At 69.3% G+C, this 19,765-nt stretch carries 19 protein-coding genes; 12 read left to right on the top strand and 7 right to left on the bottom strand.

Annotated features, from left to right (window positions below):
* Nucleotides 1-14: 14 nt before the first annotated feature.
* Entirely contained in the window at nt 15-914 is a 900-nt protein-coding gene (locus FB475_RS04030) for a sensor histidine kinase (RefSeq protein ID WP_141852639.1), read from the bottom strand.
* 50 nt (nt 915-964) lie between these two features.
* Nucleotides 965-1,396: a methylmalonyl-CoA epimerase gene (gene mce, locus FB475_RS04025; RefSeq protein WP_141852637.1), complete on the bottom strand. Its 432-nt coding sequence runs from the start codon at nt 1,394-1,396 to the stop codon at nt 965-967.
* A gap of 125 nt (nt 1,397-1,521) precedes the next feature.
* On the opposite strand from mce, the gene FB475_RS04020 reads away from it, so the two are divergent.
* The 4 genes from FB475_RS04020 (at nt 1,522) to FB475_RS04010 (ending at nt 5,053) form a co-directional block, all read left to right on the top strand.
* A complete protein-coding gene (locus FB475_RS04020; RefSeq protein WP_141852635.1) occupies nt 1,522-2,724 on the top strand; it encodes an acetyl-CoA C-acetyltransferase in 1,203 nt (400 codons plus the stop codon).
* A gap of 85 nt (nt 2,725-2,809) precedes the next feature.
* Nucleotides 2,810-3,766 (top strand): methylmalonyl Co-A mutase-associated GTPase MeaB, encoded by a 957-nt coding sequence (meaB, locus tag FB475_RS04015; RefSeq protein ID WP_141852633.1) that lies wholly within the window; start codon nt 2,810-2,812, stop codon nt 3,764-3,766.
* A gap of 299 nt (nt 3,767-4,065) precedes the next feature.
* Complete coding sequence (locus FB475_RS36630; RefSeq protein WP_185759051.1) at nt 4,066-4,224, top strand: hypothetical protein; 159 nt, start codon at nt 4,066-4,068, stop codon at nt 4,222-4,224.
* A 103-nt stretch (nt 4,225-4,327) separates the two neighbouring features.
* Entirely contained in the window at nt 4,328-5,053 is a 726-nt protein-coding gene (locus tag FB475_RS04010; RefSeq protein ID WP_141852631.1) for a PH domain-containing protein, read from the top strand.
* A gap of 18 nt (nt 5,054-5,071) precedes the next feature.
* Here the strand turns inward: FB475_RS04010 and FB475_RS04005 are convergent, their stop codons facing one another.
* From FB475_RS04005 to FB475_RS03995, 3 genes are all read right to left on the bottom strand, one after another.
* Nucleotides 5,072-6,316 carry an RNA polymerase sigma factor gene (locus FB475_RS04005; RefSeq protein ID WP_337678211.1) on the bottom strand — a complete coding sequence of 415 codons (1,245 nt, stop codon included), beginning with the start codon at nt 6,314-6,316 and terminating at the stop codon, nt 5,072-5,074.
* 69 nt (nt 6,317-6,385) lie between these two features.
* Nucleotides 6,386-6,733 carry a YciI family protein gene (locus FB475_RS04000; RefSeq protein ID WP_141852627.1) on the bottom strand — a complete coding sequence of 116 codons (348 nt, stop codon included), beginning with the start codon at nt 6,731-6,733 and terminating at the stop codon, nt 6,386-6,388.
* A gap of 63 nt (nt 6,734-6,796) precedes the next feature.
* On the bottom strand, nt 6,797-7,519 hold the full coding sequence (locus tag FB475_RS03995; protein WP_141852624.1) for a maleylpyruvate isomerase family mycothiol-dependent enzyme: 723 nt from the start codon (nt 7,517-7,519) through the stop codon (nt 6,797-6,799).
* 79 nt (nt 7,520-7,598) lie between these two features.
* Between FB475_RS03995 and FB475_RS03990 the strand changes: the two genes are divergently transcribed.
* The 6 genes from FB475_RS03990 (at nt 7,599) to FB475_RS03960 (ending at nt 14,967) form a co-directional block, all read left to right on the top strand.
* Nucleotides 7,599-8,099 carry a MarR family winged helix-turn-helix transcriptional regulator gene (locus FB475_RS03990; protein WP_141852622.1) on the top strand — a complete coding sequence of 167 codons (501 nt, stop codon included), beginning with the start codon at nt 7,599-7,601 and terminating at the stop codon, nt 8,097-8,099.
* Between the two features lie 90 nt (nt 8,100-8,189).
* Nucleotides 8,190-9,863 carry a coenzyme B12-dependent isobutyryl-CoA mutase large subunit gene (locus FB475_RS03985; RefSeq protein ID WP_141852620.1) on the top strand — a complete coding sequence of 558 codons (1,674 nt, stop codon included), beginning with the start codon at nt 8,190-8,192 and terminating at the stop codon, nt 9,861-9,863.
* A complete protein-coding gene (locus FB475_RS03980; RefSeq protein WP_141852618.1) occupies nt 9,784-11,565 on the top strand; it encodes an NAD-binding protein in 1,782 nt (593 codons plus the stop codon). Before FB475_RS03985 ends, FB475_RS03980 begins: the two co-directional genes overlap by 80 nt.
* A 49-nt stretch (nt 11,566-11,614) precedes the next feature.
* A complete protein-coding gene (locus FB475_RS03975; protein WP_141852617.1) occupies nt 11,615-12,541 on the top strand; it encodes a tetratricopeptide repeat protein in 927 nt (308 codons plus the stop codon).
* 69 nt (nt 12,542-12,610) lie between these two features.
* Nucleotides 12,611-13,492, top strand: coding sequence for a MurR/RpiR family transcriptional regulator (locus tag FB475_RS03970; RefSeq protein ID WP_141852616.1), 882 nt, complete (start codon nt 12,611-12,613; stop codon nt 13,490-13,492).
* A 35-nt stretch (nt 13,493-13,527) separates the two neighbouring features.
* On the top strand, nt 13,528-14,967 hold the full coding sequence (locus FB475_RS03960; RefSeq protein ID WP_238331948.1) for a hypothetical protein: 1,440 nt from the start codon (nt 13,528-13,530) through the stop codon (nt 14,965-14,967).
* A gap of 21 nt (nt 14,968-14,988) precedes the next feature.
* On the opposite strand, the gene FB475_RS38030 is transcribed toward FB475_RS03960, so the two are convergent.
* The gene (locus tag FB475_RS38030) at nt 14,989-16,518 is read right to left on the bottom strand and encodes a citrate synthase (protein ID WP_141852613.1); all 1,530 of its coding nucleotides are present in this window, start codon (nt 16,516-16,518) and stop codon (nt 14,989-14,991) included.
* A gap of 73 nt (nt 16,519-16,591) precedes the next feature.
* On the opposite strand from FB475_RS38030, the gene FB475_RS03950 reads away from it, so the two are divergent.
* On the top strand, nt 16,592-17,734 hold the full coding sequence (locus tag FB475_RS03950; protein ID WP_141852611.1) for a citrate/2-methylcitrate synthase: 1,143 nt from the start codon (nt 16,592-16,594) through the stop codon (nt 17,732-17,734).
* Between the two features lie 87 nt (nt 17,735-17,821).
* Here the strand turns inward: FB475_RS03950 and FB475_RS03945 are convergent, their stop codons facing one another.
* A complete protein-coding gene (locus FB475_RS03945) occupies nt 17,822-19,255 on the bottom strand; it encodes a flavin-containing monooxygenase (RefSeq protein WP_141852609.1) in 1,434 nt (477 codons plus the stop codon).
* A gap of 125 nt (nt 19,256-19,380) precedes the next feature.
* On the opposite strand from FB475_RS03945, the gene FB475_RS03940 reads away from it, so the two are divergent.
* Nucleotides 19,381-19,752, top strand: a complete 372-nt coding sequence (locus FB475_RS03940; protein ID WP_141852607.1) for a YciI family protein — start codon at nt 19,381-19,383, stop codon at nt 19,750-19,752.
* The last annotated feature ends 13 nt before the right edge of the window (nt 19,753-19,765 follow it).

Raw genomic sequence — 19,765 nt, 5'->3', positions numbered from 1 at the left:
GGTCGCCGGCCGGGTCAGCGCAAGCGGGTGTGCAGCCGCACCTGGGTGAAGTCGTCCCCCGACCGCAGCTGCACCAGATCGCAGAGCTGGTTCGCCAGCCAGACACCGCGGCCGCCGAGCCCGTCGAGCGGCGGCAGCACTCGTCCGACCAGCAGGTTGTCGATCCGGCCGCCGTCGGTCACGTCGCAGATCAGTGCACCGCTCGCGATCCACACGGCGAGCCTCCCGCGGCCGCCGCCGAAGCGGATGCTGTTCGTGCAGATCTCGTGCAACGCCAGCGACAGGTCCTCGAGGCGGTCCCGCGATACCCCGTGCGACGCCGCCTGGCCGCTCAGCCACTGCCGCACCTGGCCGAGCTCGGCCGGCCCGAACTCCCACCGCTCGGCCCGGTCCGGTACGCCGTCCAGCGCGGTCCGGAACTCCTTCTCCGCAAGGGCCCCCGGGTCCGAGTGCGTCACCGTCGGATCGATCCCGACAGTCGCCTCGTACGCGCAGCACAACCGGAACGACCGGTCGTCCGCGAACGCCAGCGCGGACAGTGCCTCGTGCAGCAGCACCTCGTCGTAGGCCGCCGCGCTCCGGCCCGGGTACGCCGGTTCGCCCAGGCCGCGGACCGGTCCGGGATGCTCCTCGAGGATGCTGCGCCAGAACGGGATCAGGCGCGCAGGGTTGCCACCGGCAACGGTCATGTCGACGAAACGGACCTCGTCGTGAGCCGCACCGAGGGCGTCGCGCAGTCCCGCGAACCGCTGCGGTGGCAGCACGGCCACGATCGTTTCCCCCGCCGCCAGACCCTCGGAGATGAACGCAGCCGAACGCTGCACGAACTCCTCGTCCGAGGCATGGACGAAGAACTCGTGCTGGAAACCGGCCGGCGCACCGTGCAAGGAGTCGGTGGCGCTGTCCTTCAGCACCCGAACAGAGTAGTCCGCCGAACCGACAACCAGGAGGGTTCAGCGCGCCGTCACGGGCTGTGCGAGGTCGATGGCTCCACGAGTTCGACCAGGACGCCGCCGGCGGATTTCGGGTGGATGAAGTTCACCCGGGACCCGGCGGTGCCGCGCTTCGGTTCGTCGTAGAGCAGCCGCGCGCCGCGTTCGCGCAGTACGGCGGAGACCGCGTCCAGGTCGTGCACCCGGTACGCGAGCTGCTGGATGCCGGCGCCGCGCTCGTCGAGGAACTTCGCGATCGGCGACGCGTCCGACAACGGCGCCAGCAGCTGGATCGAGGAACCGGAGTCGCCGACCGACAGCATCGCCTCCCGGACGCCCTGCTCCTCGTTGATCTCCTCGTGCGCCACGGTCATGCCGAACACGTCGGCGTAGTACCGGACGGCCTCGTCGAAGTCGGCCACCGCGATGCCGACGTGGTCGATCGCGTCGAACAGCTGATCCATGCCGCCAGGGTGGCCTACGACCGGGGCCGAGGCCATCGAAAGTGGTCCACCCGACACGATCCGTGTGACCGGTCTGACGTCGCCGACCAGCGGCGTACCAGTGCCGCCGCAGGTATCGTGACAGCATGTCTGACACGCGGAACTCAAGCGTCATCGTCGCCGGTGCACGGACCCCGATCGGGCGGTTGCTGGGCGGCCTCAAGAGCTTCACCGGCGCGGACCTCGGCGGGTTCGCGATCCAGGGCGCACTGCAGAAGGCGGGCGTCGCCGCGGACCAGGTCGAGTACGTGATCATGGGCCAGGTGCTGCAGGCCGGTGGCGGTCAGATCACGGCCCGCCAGGCCGCGGTCAAGGGCGGCATCCCGATGAACGTACCGGCGATCACGATCAACAAGGTCTGCCTGTCCGGGCTGAACGCGATCGCGCTCGCCGACCAGCTGATCCGGGCCGGTGAGTACGAGATCGTCGTGGCCGGCGGGATGGAGTCGATGACCAACGCGCCGCACCTGCTGCCGAAGTCCCGCGAGGGTTTCAAGTACGGCGACACCACGCTGGTGGACTCGATGTCGTACGACGGGTTGTGGGACGCGTTCACCGACCAGGCCATGGGCGCGCTCACCGACCAGCAGAACAACGCGGTCGAGAAGCTGACCCGCGAGGAGCAGGACGAGTTCAGCGCTCGTTCGCACCAGCGCGCCGCCGAGGCGTGGAAGAACGGTGTGTTCGCGGACGAGGTGATTCCGGTCGAGGTGCCGCAGCGTAAGGGCGACCCGATCGTGGTGGACACCGACGAGGGTGTTCGCGGTGACACCTCGGTGGAGGCGCTGGCGAAGCTGCGGCCGGCGTTCGGCAAGGACGGCACGATCACGGCCGGTTCGGCGTCGCAGATCTCCGACGGCGGGTGTGCTGTCGTCGTGATGAGCAAGGCGAAGGCCGAGGAGCTCGGGCTGAGCTGGATCGCCGAGATCGGTGCGCACGGTTCGGTCGCGGGTCCGGACTCGACCCTGCAGAGCCAGCCGGCGAACGCGATCGTCAAGGCGTGCTCGAAGGAAGGCATCGCGCCGGCCGACCTCGACCTGATCGAGATCAACGAGGCGTTCGCGGCGGTCGGGATCGCATCGACGCGTGAGCTGCAGGTCACCGAGGACAAGGTCAATGTGAACGGCGGTGCGATCGCCCTCGGCCACCCGATCGGGATGTCCGGCGCGCGACTGGTGCTGCACCTGGCCCTCGAGCTAGGCCGCCGCGGCGGCGGGACCGGAGCAGCCGCCCTCTGCGGCGGCGGCGGCCAAGGCGACGCCCTGATCATCCGAGTCCCCAAGAACTGATGCCAACCCCACCCCCCGCCCCACCCACCAAACCGACCCCACCCACCGTCCGCTCCAACGGCCTTTGTGAGCGGGGGGAGCGGTGATGGTGCGTCGGACGCCGCCTGTGGGGGAGTTGGTGGGGCGGGCTCGGGAGGGGGAGTCGCGGGCTGTGGCTCGGTTGATTTCGTTGGTTGAGGACGAGTCGCCGATGTTGCGGGACGTGATGGCAGCCTTGGCGCCGTACGCCGGGAACGCGCACATCGTCGGCATCACCGGATCGCCGGGCGTCGGCAAGTCGACGTCGACGTCCGCGCTGGTTTCGGCGTACCGCGAGACCGGGAAGCGGGTCGGCGTACTCGCGGTGGACCCGTCGTCGCCGTTCTCCGGTGGGGCCCTGCTCGGCGACCGGGTGCGGATGCAGGACCACGCGACCGATCGGGGTGTGTTCATCCGGTCGATGGCGTCCCGCGGGCACCTCGGTGGGCTGTCGTGGTCCACGCCGCAGGCGCTCCGCGTACTGGACGCGGCCGGCTTCGACGTCGTACTGGTGGAGACCGTCGGTGTCGGTCAGTCCGAGGTGGAGATCGCCGGGATGGCCGACACCACGCTGGTGCTGCTCGCGCCCGGGATGGGCGACGGCATCCAGGCCGCCAAGGCCGGAATCCTCGAGGTCGGCGACATCTACGTGGTGAACAAGGCCGACCGCGACGGCGTCCAGTCGGTCACCCGGGATCTCCGGGCGATGCTCGCACTGGCCGAGCGCTCCGAGGGCTCGTGGACCCCGCCGATCCTGAAGACGGTGGCCTCGCGCAACGAGGGAGTCGGGGAGGTCGTCCAGGCGATCGAGGACCGGCTCGCGTGGATGTCCGGGAACGGCGTACTCACGGAGCGCCGGCGCAGCCGCGCCCGGGACGAGATCGAGGCGATCGCGACCACCGCCCTGCGATCACGGTTCGCGCACCTGCACGGCGACGCCCGCCTCGACGTACTCGCCGCAAAGGTCGCCGACGGCGGCACCGACCCGTATTCGGCGGCCGACGAACTCATCGCCGCTTTGTGAGGATTGTCTCCCTGTGGAACAATCGGCCACGCACTGTCACTTCGTGTCTTTGCTTTTCGATCACCGGGAGTTGTGCCGATTTCGGGCAAATAGCGCAGGATTTACGCTCCGCAAGGGGAGTTGCGTCTCAGGGCGGCGCGCCGGTGGCTGCCGTGCCCCCGAATCCGTTACAGAATGGACCTTGTAGCTGGTGAGCATTGTGCGGTGGGCTGTGTTCAGTCAGTGACAATTGGTGACGGTCCGTGATACAAACTCAAAGCACAGTCGACCGAGTGGGTTAGGAACAAGGGAGTGGCGACATGCCGAAGAAGCTGCTGATCTGGTCGCTCATCGCCTTTGCCGGCTTCTATCTGTTCACTCAGCCGGCCAACGCCGCGGGAGCGGTGGGGGGCGCGTTCTCTGCCGTGGGCGATGCGTTCGGAAGTGTCATCACCTTCCTGACCGCGCTGTTCAAGTGACCTGCCCCTGAAAAGGTGCCTGACGGTGTCCCGTGGCGAGTGATCGTGCGGGACACTTGGGTGCACGGGGTCACACATCAGCGCGTGACAGGGGAGTGAGTGGATGGCCGGAATAGGCCTGTTCCGGATCTTCGACCCGAAGGTCCGGCGCCATCTGATCTCGGACGAGGGCGAAGTCGTCATCGACGAGGTGCGGCACCACTGGGTGGTGTTCACGGTGCCGATGCTCGAGGTGATCCTCGCGGCGGCGCTGCTGCTGACGATGGCGACCACCGCGATCGGGGGGCAGCCGGTGCTGCTCGCGATCGTGCTCGTCCTGCTCGCGCATGCGTTCTGGCAGTTCCTCACCCAGCACCGGGACAGGTTCGTGGTCACGAACATGCGGGTGATGCGGATCCGCGGCGTCTTCTCGCAGACGGTCGCGACCACCCCGATCGCCCGGGTCCTCGACATCACGCTGCAGAAGCCGATCATCGGGCGGATGCTCGGCTACGGCCACTTCGTCTTCGAGTCGGCCGCGCAGGACCAGGGCTTCCGCGAGATCAAGTGGGTCAGCCGTCCGGACGACCGGGACCTGACCATCCAGCGCGTCATCCAGCGCACCGGCCTGCGGGCGTCCGCGAGTGTCGACGTCGTGCAGGGTGACGAGGACTCCGACGACGACGGCACCGGCCCGATCGGGATGGACTCGGCCCAGGAGGTCGGCGCCTACGCGCCGGTCACCGCGACGACCAAGCAGCCACCGCAGCCCAGCCCGCCGCCATCGTCGTCGTCCGGAGCCAAGTCGATCTTCAACAGCGAACGCGGCAACTGGACCGACAACGACTAACGCCCTGCCCGCCGGGGGTCAGCCGGTGTGGGGGTGGGTTGGCGGTTGGTTGGCGGCGAGCTGCTGGAAGTGGTCGCGTCTGCGTTCTCGGTGGGCGTGCTCGGGATGGTTGGCCGGGGCATCGGCCAGGGCCTCGGCCAGTGCATCGGCGGCTTCTCGGTAGCGGGACTGGCGGGCGAGGAGTTCGCCGCGTACGGCGTGGTGGCGGGAGCTGACCGGGATCGCGGCGAGGAGCTTCAGCGCGGTGTCGACGTCGCCGGTCTCGGCGATCGCCACGACCCGGGCGAGTTCGGCCGCGGGGCTGGGGGAGACCTCGACGAGCAGGTCGTACAGCCGGACGATCTCGTGCCAGTCGGTCGCGTGGTAGCTCGGGACGCGGGCGTGCTCGGCGGCGATCGCTGCCTGCAGCTGGTACGCGTCCGCCTGCCGCCCGGAGAGTTCCAGCGACTCGTTGAGGAGATCGATGCCGCGGGCAATCATCTGCTGGTCCCACTGCGTGCGGTCCTGCAGATCGAGCGTGACCACCTGACCGTCCTCGTCGAGCCGGGCCGGTCGGCGCGCTTCGGTCAGCAGGAGCAGCGCGAGTACGGCGGTGGGGGTCGGCTGGTCCGGTAGCAATGCGTGCAGCAGCTCCGCCAGCCGGATCGCCTCCGCGCAGAGGTCCACGTCGTATGCTGCTTCGCCCTCGGCCGGTGCGTGTCCTGCCGTGTAGAGACTGTGGACGACCGCGCTGACGGCGGGCAGACGTTCGGGCAGCTCGGCCTCGGACGGTACGCGGTACGGGATCCGTGCGGCGGCGATCTTTTGCCGGGCGCGGACGAGCCGTTTGGTTGTCGCGGCCTCGGTGGTGAGGAGTACGCCGGCGATCTGGGCCGGGGTGAGGCCGCAGAGGGTGCGGAGCGCGAGCGCTACCCGGGTCGGCGGAGACAGGGTCGGGTGGCAGCAGGTGAAGATCAGCCGGAGCAGGTCGTCGTGGACGACCTCCTCCGGCTCGAGGTCGCGACGGGTGAGTTCGATCAGGTCCTGGCCGCCGCGTTCCTTGGCGCCACGGGCCCGTTCTCGCCGGATGATGTCGATCGCCTTCCGTCGCGCGGTAACAGTCAGCCAGGCTCGCGGCTCAGGCGGCACCCCGGTGACGGGCCAAGCCCCCAACGCCGCCACCGCCGCCTCCTGCACCGCATCCTCCGCCAGTTGCACATCCCCCACCGTCCGAATCAAGGACGCAAGAATCCGCGCCCCCTCAACCCGAACCGTCTCAGCCACCACCTCATACAACTCGTCCACACCAACTCCAACCCTCGCCCCTCACACACCCCGGACGTCTCGGGGGTGTTATTTCGCCAGGATGACTGGGCGGACTTCGACGGCGCCGGACCAGGCGGCTGGGATTTGGGCGGCGATCTTGATGGCTGCTTCGAGGTCGTCGGCCTCGATCAGGTAGTAGCCGGTGAGGGCTTCTTTGGTTTCGGCGTACGGGCCGTCGGTGGTGACGGCGGGTCCGCCGCGTGCGCCCTCCACGCGGACGACGGTTGCCGTCGCGGTCGGGTGCAGGACGGCGCTCGCCTTTACCTGGTCGGCGTACTCGACGCCGAAGCGCCGGTACTCCGCCAGTTCGTCCGCCTGCTCGGGCGCCCACCAGTCGACGTCCGCCGTGTAAGTGAGTGCTAGGTACTGCGCCATCGGAGTCCTCCTTCTCAGGGTTCTACGAAGGGAACGAACGGCCCACTCCCACAGAGGACATCCTCACTGCGACGCCTCGGAAATTCTCCCCCGGAAGGCGCGCACCACGTTCGGATCGCCGAGGATCTCGATCACATCTTCGCCGGCCCGCCCCCACAACCACAGGTAGACCTGCTCGGGCTCGCCACCCACCTCGGCCGCCACCACTCCCTTGTCCCCGTGCTGTACGTCGACACTCGTCGCGTCGGCGTGCACCGTCCAGGACCGGCCGCCGGCCCGCAGCCGGATCGCGGCGTCGATCGGGTACTCGGTGTCGCCCTCCTCCCACCACGGGCCGCCGAGCGTCGGGTACAGCACCTCGTCGATACCGTCGAGGGCCAGCGACGGGTCGATCGGCGTGACCGCGTCGTGCGCCTGCTCGACGTCGATCCGGTGGATCGCGGTCTCGTGCGCCATCCGCCGGTACCAGAACCCGGAGGTGCTGTCGCGCGGGTTGAACGTCCACGTCGGCGTCGACGTGCCCGCACTCTCCAGCGCGACGACGATTGCCTGCCGCATCTCGTCGTACCACTGGAGGCTGTCGAGGCCGGAGAAGTCCGGCGGCCACGGATCGGGGAGCGCGCCGTGTTTCAGCACCTCGAGCTTGTGGGCGTACACCTGCGCGACGTGCCGCACCACGTCGTCGACCGTCCAGCCGGGACAGTTCGGCACCGCCGCGCCGAGCCCGGTCCGCGCCACCTCACCGAGCCGCGCACTGTCGGCACGCAGATGCTCCAGATATCTCATGCTCCGCACCCTGCCAGAGTCCCCCGACAGTTTTCAGCCCTTCGACGCCGTCCGGACCTTCAGCGCTAAGGTTCCGGTCATGGCCAGGAGAAGGGCGTTGCCGTTCGATCCGATCGACGAGGCGTCGCGGCAGTGGGGGCGGCGGTGGGGTGCGGTCGAGCAGATGCGGGCGGTCACGTCGCTGATGCGGGCGCAGCAGATCGTGATCAACGAGCTCGACGACATCCTCCGCAAGCACGGGCTGACGTTCGCCCGGTTCGAGGCGCTCGTCCTGCTGACGTTCTCGCGCCGCGGGTCGCTGCCGCTCGGGAAGATGGGTGAGCGGCTCCAGGTGCACCCGACCTCGGTCACGTCGATCGTCCGCCGGCTCGAGGCGGCCGGACTCGTGACCCGGACGCCGCACCCGGACGACGGCCGCGCGGTGCTCTGCGAGATCACCCCCGAGGGCCGTGACCTGGTCGAACGCGCCACCGCCGACCTGGTCGCCGCCGACTTCGCGCTCCGCGGCCTGACCGACGAGCAGTTGAAGATGCTCTGGTCGGTCCTCGAACCCCTCCGCCACAACGCCGGCGACTTCTGATCCACAGCACGGCGATGTGACGCACCCCGCGATTGGAAATAGTTGGACGTCCTAGTATTTTAGGGACCAGTCCCTAGGGAGGTCTGACTGATGGATGCCGAGCAGATCGCGGCCGGCCGGAGCCGGTGGCAGCAGCGGTACGACGCCGCGCGCAAGCGGGAGGCGGATTTCACCACGCTCTCCGGCACCGAGGTCGCCCCGGTCTACGGTCCGCCCGAAGGCAGCGACGACCCGCGGATGGAGCGGATCGGCTGGCCGGGCGAGTTCCCGTTCACCCGCGGGCTGTACGCGACCGGCTACCGCGGCCGCACCTGGACGATCCGTCAGTTCGCCGGTTTCGGCAACGCCGAGCAGACCAACGAGCGGTACAAGATGATCCTGAACGGCGGCGGTGGCGGCCTGTCGGTCGCGTTCGACATGCCGACGCTGATGGGCCGCGACTCCGACGACCCGAAGTCGCTCGGCGAGGTCGGGCACTGCGGCGTCGCGATCGACTCGGCCGCGGACATGGACCGGCTGTTCAAGGACATCCCGCTGCAGGACGTCACCACCTCGATGACGATCTCCGGCCCCGCCGTACCGGCGTTCTGTATGTACCTGGTCGCCGCCGAGCGGCAGGGCGCGGACATCTCCAAGCTCAACGGCACGCTGCAGACCGACATCTTCAAGGAGTACATCGCGCAGAAGGAGTGGCTGTTCCCGCCGGAACCGCACCTGCGGCTGATCGGCGACCTGATGGAGTACTGCGCGACCACGATCCCGGCGTACAAGCCGCTCAGCGTCTCGGGGTACCACATCCGCGAGGCCGGCTCGACCGCCGCGCAGGAACTCGCCTACACGCTCGCCGACGGTTTCGGGTACGTCGAACTCGGGCTGAGCCGCGGCTTGGACGTCGACGTGTTCGCGCCCGGTCTGTCGTTCTTCTTCGACAGCCACCTGGACTTCTTCGAGGAGATCGCGAAGTTCCGCGCCGCCCGCCGGATCTGGGCCCGCTGGTTGCGGGACGTGTACGGCGCGAAGACCGACAAGGCACAGTGGCTGCGCTTCCACACCCAGACCGCCGGCGTCTCGCTGACCGCGCAGCAGCCGTACAACAACGTCGTACGGACCGCCGTCGAGGCGCTCGCCGCCGTCCTCGGCGGGACGAACTCGCTGCACACCAACGCGCTGGACGAGACGCTCGCGCTGCCGACCGAGGAGTCGGCCGAGATCGCGCTGCGCACGCAGTCGGTGCTGATGGAGGAAGTTGGCGTCACGAACGTCGCCGACCCGCTCGGCGGTTCCTGGTACGTCGAGGCCCTCACCGACGAGATCGAGGCCGAGGCCGAGCAGATCTTCGCGCGGATCAAGGAGATGAGCCCGGACGAGACGATGACCGGCGGGATCCTGCGCGGGATCGAGGACGGCTGGTTCATGGCCGAGATCGCCGACGCCGCGTTCGAGTACCAGCAGAAGCTCGAGAAGGGCGAGAAGAAGATCGTCGGCGTCAACACGCTCACCGACACGGTCTCCGGCGAACTGGAGATCCTCCGGGTCTCGCACGAGGTCGAGGTCGAGCAGTGCCGGGTGCTCGCGGAGCGCAAGTCCCACCGCGACGAGGACCTGGTACGTCGTACGCTATCGGCTCTGGTGGAGGCGGCCAGCGGCACTGGCAACCTGATCGAGCCCATGCTGGAGGCAGTGCGTGCGGAGGCCACGATGGGGGAAATCTGTCACGTTCTTCGGGAACAGTGGGGCGAGTACCGAGAGCCCGCCCGCTTCTGAGGAACCGTCCTATCGGTCCGCCGCGACCGGGACCGCCGACGAACGGCCGGTCGTGGTCTGCGGCTCGGACCGCACGATGCTCCGGGTGGTCACCGAGCTGGTCAGCTCGGGCGAACGGGTGACCGCGATCGTCAACCCGGTGTCGCGGCACCGGGACCGGATCGGGGAGCTCGGCGCGACCGTGATCCTCGCGCCGGTGATCAGTGAATCCCTGCTCCGCAAGGCCGGTATCGATGCGCGCGACGGTACGCCGTCAACTGCCCGCGCGCTGGTGCTGCTCGACACCAACGACGTGCACAACGTCCACACCGCGTTGACCGCCCGCGACATGGACCGGGACCTGCGGATCATCCTGCAGATGGTGAATCCGCGGCTCGGCAGGCAGCTGAACAGCCTGCTCGGCGACTGCGTGGTGATCAACGGACCGTCGCTCGCCGCGCCGGCGTTCGTCTCGGACGCGCTCGACGACGACGAACTGACCTGGATGGAGCTCGGCGGCCGGATGGTCGTCGTCGGTCAGGCCGACCTGATCCGCGAGCCGCACCTGACCGTGCTCGCCGACACCACCTCGTCCGCGACGCCGCAATTGTTGCCGCAGGCCGGCGTCGACCCGGCGGGCGACATCGTGCTCGGTACCGGCGTACGGACGCTCTGGTACAGCCGCGGCGTGCGCCCGGCCGGATGGGTGATGGCGGTCCGCGACATCCTGGACAGCCGGGTCCGCAAGATCGCCGCGCTGATGGCGCTGCTGATCGCGATCGGGACCGCGATCGTGCACTACTTCGGACACATCGAGTGGTGGCGGGCGCTGTACCTCGCGGCCGGGGTGGTCACGTCGGCGGGGATCGACGACGACAAGTTCCAGGACGCTGAGCCGTGGGTCAAGGTCAGTGCGGTCGTCGTACAGCTGACCGGCATCGTGCTGATGGCGCTGCTGACCGCTGTCGTGGTCGACTCGCTGATCGGGGCGCGGCTGTCGCGGATCATCGGCGGAGTGCGCGGGCGGCCGCGCAACCACGTGGTGGTCTGCGGCCTCGGTACGGTCGGCGCCCGCGTGCTGGAGATCCTGGTCGAGCGTGGCGTCGCGGTGGTCGGGGTCGACCAGAGCGACGACGCGCCCGGCGTACAAGTCGCGCATCGGTTGAAGATCCCGGTCGTGGTGGGCGACAGCAGCAACGAGGAGACGCTGCGGTTGGCCGGCGTACAGCGCTGCCAGGCGTTGCTGGCGATCACCGACGGGGACATCACCAACCTGGAGTCGGCGATGGTCGCGCAGGAGCTGAACCCGGACGCGCGGATCACGATGCGGATGTTCGACCACGACCTGGCGGAGCGGGTCGAGCGGCAGCTCGGCCTCGGCAACAGCCGGTCGGTGTCGATGCTGGTCGCACCGGCGGTCGCGGCCGCGGTCGGCGACAAGCGCCGTCAGGTGATCGTGCCGGCCGGTCGGCGCGTACTGCTGCTGACCGAGGTCGTGGTCGAGTCCGGCTCGGTCGCCGAAGGGCGGCCGTTGGGCAGCTTGAACGAGGCCGAAGGCCTGCGCATCCTGGCACGGCAGGACCTGAACGGGCCCTGGGACTGGCAGCCGGCGGCCACTCGGGCCGTCAACGCGGGCGATCGCGTCGCGGTCGTGGGAACGCGTGCCGGTCTGGCACGGTTGCTGATGGTGACCCGGGCGCAGCGCAAGTCGGCGGCGTCGTAGAGGATAGGTTTGTGAACATGCGGAGCAGGCACGGAATGCGAGGACCACGGTGAGCCAGTCCAACTTCTCCCGTCCCGGGGCGGTCGACCTGTCGTCCCTGCGCAGACCGGCCGGATCGGCGCCCGCCGCCCCCGCCGGTGGCGGTGCTGCCGGGGCCGCTGGTGCTTATGTGATCGAGGTGACCGAGGCCAACTTCCAGGCCGACGTCATCGAGCGCTCGCTGCAGGCGCCGGTCGTGGTCGAGCTGTACTCGCCTCGTTCGCAGGGCGCCGCCACGCTCAGCGCCGCGCTGACCAAGCTCTCCACCGAGTACGCCGGCAAGTTCCTGCTGGCGCGGATCGACGTCGACGCGAGCCCGCAGGTGGCGCAGGCGTTCGGCGTCCAGGCAGTACCGGTCGTGATCGCGATCCTGCGCGGTCAGCCGGTCCCGCTGTTCCAGGGCGTGCTGGGTGAGCCGGAGGTCCGGCAGTACCTCGACCAGCTGCTGACTGTCGCCGTCGCGAACGGAATCACCGGGCGCGCGGAGCCGGTCGGCCCGGCGGCCGAGCCGGTCGACGAGGACGCGCCGAACCCGCGGTACGAGAAGGCGGAGACCGCCCTGGGCGCGGGCGACCTGGACGGCGCGATCGCGGCGTACGAGGAGCTGCTCAAGGAGTCGCCGAACGACGCGGAGGCGAAGTCCGGGCTGGCCCGGGTGCAGCTGGTGAAGCGTACGCAGGACGTGCCGGCCGACGTACGGACGCGCGCCGCGGACAATCCGGCGGATGTCGAGGCGCAGATGCTGGTCGCGGACGTGGACCTGATGGGCGGACATGTCGACGATGCGTTCGCGCGGCTGATCTCCACGATCCAGGTGACAGCCGGCGACGAGCGCAACGCCGTACGGCTGCACCTGCTCGAGCTGTTCGACGTTGTCGGCGGCGACGACGAGCGCGTGATCAAGGCCCGCCGGCGGTTGATGGCCGCGCTGTTCTAGGCGGCGTGACCGGAACCGGTCAGTGTGAATTGTTGAAATCGGTGTCGACGTGCTCTGAGAATTCTTTACATGAGCACTGTCGAGTCACCGCTGCCCAGTCTCGAGGCGCGGATCCACGGCCTGCTGCCGGCGCTCAGTCCGGCGCAGGCGCGGATCGCGACCGAGGTACTGCGTGATCCCGCGGCGGTGGCGTCGTCGACCATCGGGCAATTGGCCGACCGGTGCGGTACGTCGCTGCCGAGTGTGACTCGGTTCTGTCTCGCGCTCGGCCTGTCCGGGTACGCCGAGCTGCGGTTGGCGTTGGCGGCTGAGACCGGCCGGACCAGTCTCAGTTGGGAGCGGGGGACCGGGTCCGAGGTCGGACCGGACGACTCGCTCGACGACGTACTCCGGACGCTGCTCCGCGCCGACAGCCGCGCGCTCGAGGACACCGTCGCGGCGCTCGACGTCGCTGCGCTCGGGAGAGCCGTGCAGGCGATCGCGGACGCGCGGCGGATCGATCTGTACGCCGTGGCCGGGTCTGCTGCGGTGGCCGAGGACCTGCGCTTGCGGCTGCACCGGATCGGCCGGAGCGCCAGCAGTTGGAGCGACGTACACACCGCGCTCACCAGTTCCGCGTTGCTCGGGACCGGGGACGTCGCGATCGGGATCTCGCACAGTGGCGAGACGGTCGAGGTGCTCGAGCCGTTGGCGAGATCCGGGCGGCAGGGTGCCACGACCGTTGCCATCACCAACTATCCGCGGTCGCCGCTGGCGCAGGTCGCGGACATCGTTCTGGTCACCGCCGCTCGCGACGTGACGTTCCGGACCGGGGGACTGGCCGGGCGGCACGCGCAGATGCTCGTGCTCGACGCGCTGTACCTCGGGGTGGCGCAACGCGATTATCCGCTGGCCGAACAGGCCTTCGATGTCACCGCCGACGCGGTCGCCGGTCATCGCCGGCGGTCCTGAGCTTTCTCCGTTCGTCCGCCTTCCGAAGGAGAGTCATGCAGAGTCCGCACCAGATCCTCGGCCCGAGCCGCCGTACCTTGCTCCTCGGCGCCGGTGCCACCGCCGTCGCCGCGACGGCCGCCGCCTCCACCTCCGCCGGCACTGCCTCGGCCACGTCCACCGGCACCGCGTCCGCTGCCTCGGCCGCGTCTGCCGGTGGTGCCGCTGCCAGCGGTGCTTCCGCCGGTGCCGCCCCGGCCGCTGTTCCGTCGCCGGACACGCTCCCGCTCACCGGTGGGCCGGAGTTTCCGATCGGGTTGTTCTGGCCGCCGCATCCGTACGCGAGTACGGCGGCGCGGTTCGCCGAGATCAAGAACGCCGGCTTCGACTTCGTCATCTCCGGGAACTACGCCGGCGACGGCAACATCTTCCAGTACCAGTTGGGACTGGCCCGCGACGCCGGACTGAAGATGCTGATCTCCGACGACATCCAGATCCGGAACATGTCCCGCTGGTTCTCGATCTCTGACACCCCGACAGATTTCCTCAGCGTCACGCCGGCCGAGGCACAGGCGCTTTACATCCGGGCGCGCGACGCGTACGGCCCGTACTCGTCGCTGGCCGGCTTCAACTTCTACGACGAACCCGGCGCGGGCTGGTTCGCGACGCTGGCCAAGGCGCTCGCGATCTCCCGGGACCTCGCGCCGCAGCTGCTCCCGTACGTCAACCTGCTGCCCTCGGACGATCCGACGTACTACCGGAACTTCGTGGACGTGGTGAAGCCGTCGCTGATCTCGTTCGACCGGTATCCGCTGCTGTCGGAGGGCCGCGAGGACGCGAACTACTTCCACAACTGGGCGATCGTCCGGGACGCCGCGCTGTACGGCGACGTCCCGGCCTGGGTGTTCATCCAGACGCTTGCCTACAACAACCATCGGGAACCGACGCCGGCGGAGCTGCTGTGGCAGATCAACATCAGCCTCGCGTACGGTGCCAAAGGTATCCAGTACTTCACCTACTGGACGCCCGAGGCCGCGCGCGGTGAGGGATTCGGGCCGGCGTTGATCACGGTCGACGGGCAGCGGACCTCGCGGTACTACGCGGCGCAGCAGATCAACACGAACTGGTTGCATCCGGTCGGACGGGAGCTCAAGCCGCTGGTGTCCGAGACCGTTGAGCACGCCAACGAAACGCCGCTGCCGAACGGGGCGGTCGGGTTCACGCCGACCCCGCTGGTGTCGGGGGTGAGCGGGGACGCGGTGGTGGTCGGGACTTTCCGGTCACGCGATGCGGCGTCGGGCGATCGATGGTTGCTCGTCGCGAACCGGTCGCACAGTGCGCGGGCGAAGGCGGTCGTTGCCGTGAACCCGCAGACGGTTGGGTCGGTCGGTGTGTTCCAGCCGGGGCGTCAGACGTACGTCCCGCAGCGTGTGGGCCCGGTGCAGGTCCCGCTCGCGCCGGGGGCCGCGACGTTGCTCAAGCTGACGGCCAAGTAGGACGTGGTGGGTGGGCTGTCCTCAGGGCAGCCCACCTTGGCCTGTGTAGATGCCCATCGTGCGGAAGCGCAGGGCGGGGGCGGCGTACTCCTCGAGGGCGTGGGCGGTCCAGCCGATCATCCGGGCGAGCGCGAAGAGCGCGTCGCCGGCGTCGGGGCGGAAGTTGTAGGCGTGCATGAGCGCTGCGATCGCGAGGTCGCTGTTGGGGAACGTCGGTGCGCGCTCGGCGATCGCCCGCACGGTGCTGACGATCGGATGGTCGCCGAGGAGTTCGAGGAGTACTTCGGCCCGCGGGTCGTGCTGTTGGTAGATCTTGTGCCCGAAGCCGGGGATCGGTTCGCCGGTCCGCAACTGGTCCGACAAGGCTTTCAGCGGGTCGTGTCTGGCGCGCGCGAGGAACTCGTACGCGAGGGTCGGCGCGGCGCCGTGGTACTGCCCGTCGAGTGCGCCGAGTCCGGCGGAGATGACGGCGTACAGGTTGGCGCGAGCACTCGCGGCGACGCGAGCAGCCACGGTCGACACCGCGAGCCCGTGATCGGCCAGCAGAATCAACGCGGCATCGAGCAACTCCGCCCGAGGGTCCTCGTCCGACAACTTCGGCCACAACCGAGCCCCCAACGTCCCGCTCACGGTTGGCCCCGGCAAGGCCGCCACCAGATTCCCGATCAACCGCCCAGCCGAAGCCACCACCGCGCCAGGCGACAAATCGAACCGCAACCCATCCGCAGCCCCCAAGACAGCCACCCCCACCCGAACCCCATCCACCAACCGAGCCCCCTCCGGCACCACCCCCATCCCCCGCCGCGCCAACTCGACCTCGCCAGCATCACCCGCAAACAACCCCCCGCCCACGCCCGCCCCGCCCACGCCCGCCACGCCCAGGCCCGCCCCGCCCACGCCTGCCGCGCCCGCCCCGCCTGTGCCTGCCGCGCCTGCCCCGCCTGCACCCGCCCCCGCCGCGCCCGTGCCCGCCGCGCCCGTGCCCGCCGCGCCGGCCCCGCCTGCACCTGCCCCGCCCTCACCCGCCGCGCCCGCGCCGCCCGCGGCCGTCCCGCCCGTGCCTGCCGCGCCGGCCCCGCCCGCGGCCGTCCCGCTCGTGCCTGCCGCGCCGGCCCCGCCCGCACCCGCCCAGCCCGTGCCCGTCCCGCCCGCAGCGCCTGCACCCGCGCCGCCGGCGTCGCGCTCGCCCGCCCCGCCTGCGCCCGCCGCGTCCGCGGCGGGGAGCTGGTTGGTCCACAGGAGGTTGGCGACCTGTTCGACTGTTGCGGTGGTAGCGAGCAGGCGGGCTGAGTGGCCTCGGTAGTAGAGCTCGTCGTCCTTCAGCAGCGTGAGTTCTGACTCGATGCGTTCGACCACGCCGGAGTGTTCTACCGAGCGGGCGGCGAGACGTTCCACCTCGGTGGTGGGGAAGAGGCTGCCGCGGCGCCCGCGGGCGCGGACGCTAGTGAGGAGACCTCGGCTGACGTACGCGTAGATGGTGGCCGGTTTGACCTGCAGACGGCGGGCGACCTCGGCGGTGGTCAGGTAATCCTCGTCACCTTCGGCTGGCATCCGCGCTCCTCCCAGCGTTCATGTTGACTGGATCAATATTGACAATAGTTGATTGCCTGTCAACTCTGAAGTTATGTCAACAACGATCACTGTCCCGCCCGGCCTCCGCAACGTCGTCGTCACCGAGACGACCCTCGGCGACGTCCGTGGTGACGAGGGGTTCTACCACTACCGGCAGTACTCGGCGATCGACCTCGCCAAGTCCAAGACCCTCGAAGACGTCTGGTACCTGATGTTCGAGGGCCATCTCCCGACCGCCGCCGAACGCGAGCGGTTCGTCGCGGAGCTCGCCCCGTTGCGCGTCCTGCCCGACGAGGTCAGCGCCGTACTCCCGGCGATCGCGACCGCTGGTCCGACCTTCAACCCGCTCGCCGGCCTCCGTACGGCGCTCTCGCTCCTCGCCGCTGTCCGCGCGCTGCCGCCGCTCTGGGACGCGGATCCGGTACGCCGTAAGGCCGACGCGATGCTCGTCTGCGCCGTCACCCCGACGATCCTCGCCGCGCTCTACCGCCTCCGCGAAGGTCAGCAGCCGCTCGAGCCGCGAGCGGACCTCAGCGCCGCGGAGAACTGGCTGTACCTGGTCACCGGCGCCGAGCCCACCGCCGTACACGCTGCCGCGATCGAGCACTACCTGGTGTCGACCGTCGACCACGGGTTCAACGCGTCGACCTTCACCGCACGCGTGATCGCCTCCACCGGTGCCGACGTCGTCTCGGCGGTGGCGGGCGCGATCGGTGCGTTCTCCGGTCCGCTGCACGGCGGCGCACCGGACCGTGCGCTGGCGAGCCTGGACGAGATCGGTACGCCGGACCGCATCGACGCCTGGGTGCGCGCGAAGGTGTCCGCAGGGGATCGCATCATGGGATTCGGGCACGCGGTGTACCGGACCGAGGATCCGCGGTCGCTGATGCTCCGCGACATCGCCCGGGGGATCGGCGGCGACCTGGTCGACTTCGCGACGACGGTCGAGCAGCGCATCGTCGACGTACTCGCCGAACTCAAGCCCGGCCGCAACCTGTACGCGAACGTCGAGTTCTACGCCGGCGTGGTGATGGAGTTGTGCGGCATCCCGCGCCCGATGTTCACCCCCACCTTCGCCGTCAGCCGCATCATCGGCTGGTCCGCCAACATCCTCGAACAATCCACCGACCCGAAAATCATCCGCCCCATCGCCACCTACGTCGGCCCGCAACCCCCGGCGCCGGTCCCGAGCTGAGGGAGCAGCATCGCGTGCCTCGCCCCTGCCCTTTCCGCTTCAAGTCTATCGAGTTCCGCACCAGGCGAGCCGAGTTATCCACAGGTGCTAGCTGAAGTGCATGATGCCGTCCTCGACCGGGCTGAAGCGGAGGGTTAGGAGGTCTCGGGGGTAGTTCTGGCGGAGGCGCCAGGGGCCGTGGGGGCCTTGGCGGGGGAGGATGTTGGCGGCTCGGCGGATGTAGCCCGAGGTGAGGTCGACGACCGGGCGGCGTGGGGTGTCGTAGTCGGTCGGGTCGACGTCGGCGCGGCAGGTGTGGGTGCCGGTTGTGGTGAGGTGGTTGAGGAGGCGGCAGACGTACTGTGAGGTCAGGTCCGAGCGGAGCGTCCACGAATTGTTGGTGTAGCCGATGCACCAGGCGAGGTTCGGTACGCCGTCGAGCATCATGCCCTTGTAGACGAACCGGTCAGCGGGGTTCACGGTCCGCCCGTCGACGGTGAGGTTGATGTTGCCGAGTGCAACCATGCGGAGGCCGGTCGCGGTGACCACGAGATCGGCCTCCAGTTTCTGACCCGAGCGGAGCAGTAGTCCGGAGGGAGTGAACCGGTCGATCTCGTCGGTCACCACCGAGGCGGATCCGTTCCGCAACGCCTCGAAAAGGTCGGCATCCGGCACCAGGCAGAGCCGTTCGTCCCACGGCTTGTAGCGCGGCGTGAAGTGCGGATCCACCGGGATCGAGTCGGGCAGTTGCTTCGCCACCGTACTGTTCAGCAACCACGCCGCATGCGCCGGAAACCTCCGGAAAGCGTTGTAGAACAGGGTGCTCAGGGCAACGTTCTTCCCGCGGATCACCCGGTGCGCCGCGTTCTCCGGGAGTACCGCACGGATCCGGTCCGAGAACGCGTCGACGGCCGGACGGGACGCGACGTAGCTCGGCGAGCGCTGCAGCATCGTGACGTGTTCCGCCGTACCGGCCATCGCAGGCACCAGCGTGACCGCCGTCGCGCCGCTCCCGACCACGACGACCCGCTTGCCGGTGTAGTCGAGGTCGGCCGGCCAGTGCTGCGGGTGGACGACCTGCCCCTCGAACTCGTCCTGCCCCACGAAGTCGACCACGTGCCCCGAGTCATAGTCGTAGTACCCGCTGCAGACGTACAGGAACGAGCACGTGTACGACGTCGCCGATGTGTGCACGGTCCACCGCGCGTCCGCCGACGACCAGGACGCGCGGACAACGCGTTCGCCGTACCGGATGTGCTTGTCGATGCCGTACTTCGCCGCGGTCTCGTGCAGGTACGACAGGATCGAGGGCCCGTCGGCGATCGCCTTCGCCGCCTTCCACGGGTGGAACGGGAACCCGAGCGTGAACATGTCCGAGTCCGACCGCACCCCCGGGTACCGGAACAGGTCCCAGGTGCCGCCGAGCGTCTCCCGCGCCTCGAGGATCGCGTACGTGCGCTCCGGGCAGCGGGTCTGCAAGCGGTACGCCGCTCCGATCCCGGACAGTCCCGCGCCGACGACCAGAACGTCGTAGTGCTCCATGTACCCCACGGTAATAAAGATTCCGATCCGGTGTTGTCGATTCCGTGTCGTCGCGATCGTCAGCAAGATGTCCGGTAAGAGGCCCAGCAAGGCCCAGTAAGAAGCGCTAGACGAGGGAGTCCGACATGGCGCAGTACATGTTCCTGCTGTTCGACAGCGAGGACTGGTACGACAACCTGACCCGCGACGAGTGGGAGCAGGCGATGAAGCTGCACGGCGAGTTCGCGGCGGCCGTGGAGAAGGCCGGGGCGCAGATCCTCGGTGGGGAGGCGCTCGAGCGGTCCAGCACGGCGAGCACCGTGAAGAACCGCCAGGGTGCGGAGCCGCTGGTCACCGACGGGCCGTTCATCGAGACCCGCGAGGCGCTCGGCGGGTTCTACCTGCTCGAGGCGCGCGACCTGGACCAGGCGCTCGAGCTGGCCAAGCTCTGCCCGTCGGCGAACGTCGAGGTCCGTCCGGTGATGCCGACGTCCGAGAGCGACGCGCCGGCGGTCTGACCAGTGGCCTGGG

Source organism: Kribbella jejuensis (genome assembly GCF_006715085.1).
Classification (GTDB): domain Bacteria; phylum Actinomycetota; class Actinomycetes; order Propionibacteriales; family Kribbellaceae; genus Kribbella; species Kribbella jejuensis.
The sequence above is the reverse complement of the archived record's forward strand: the minus strand, read 5'-3'. Positions and strand labels throughout refer to the sequence as shown.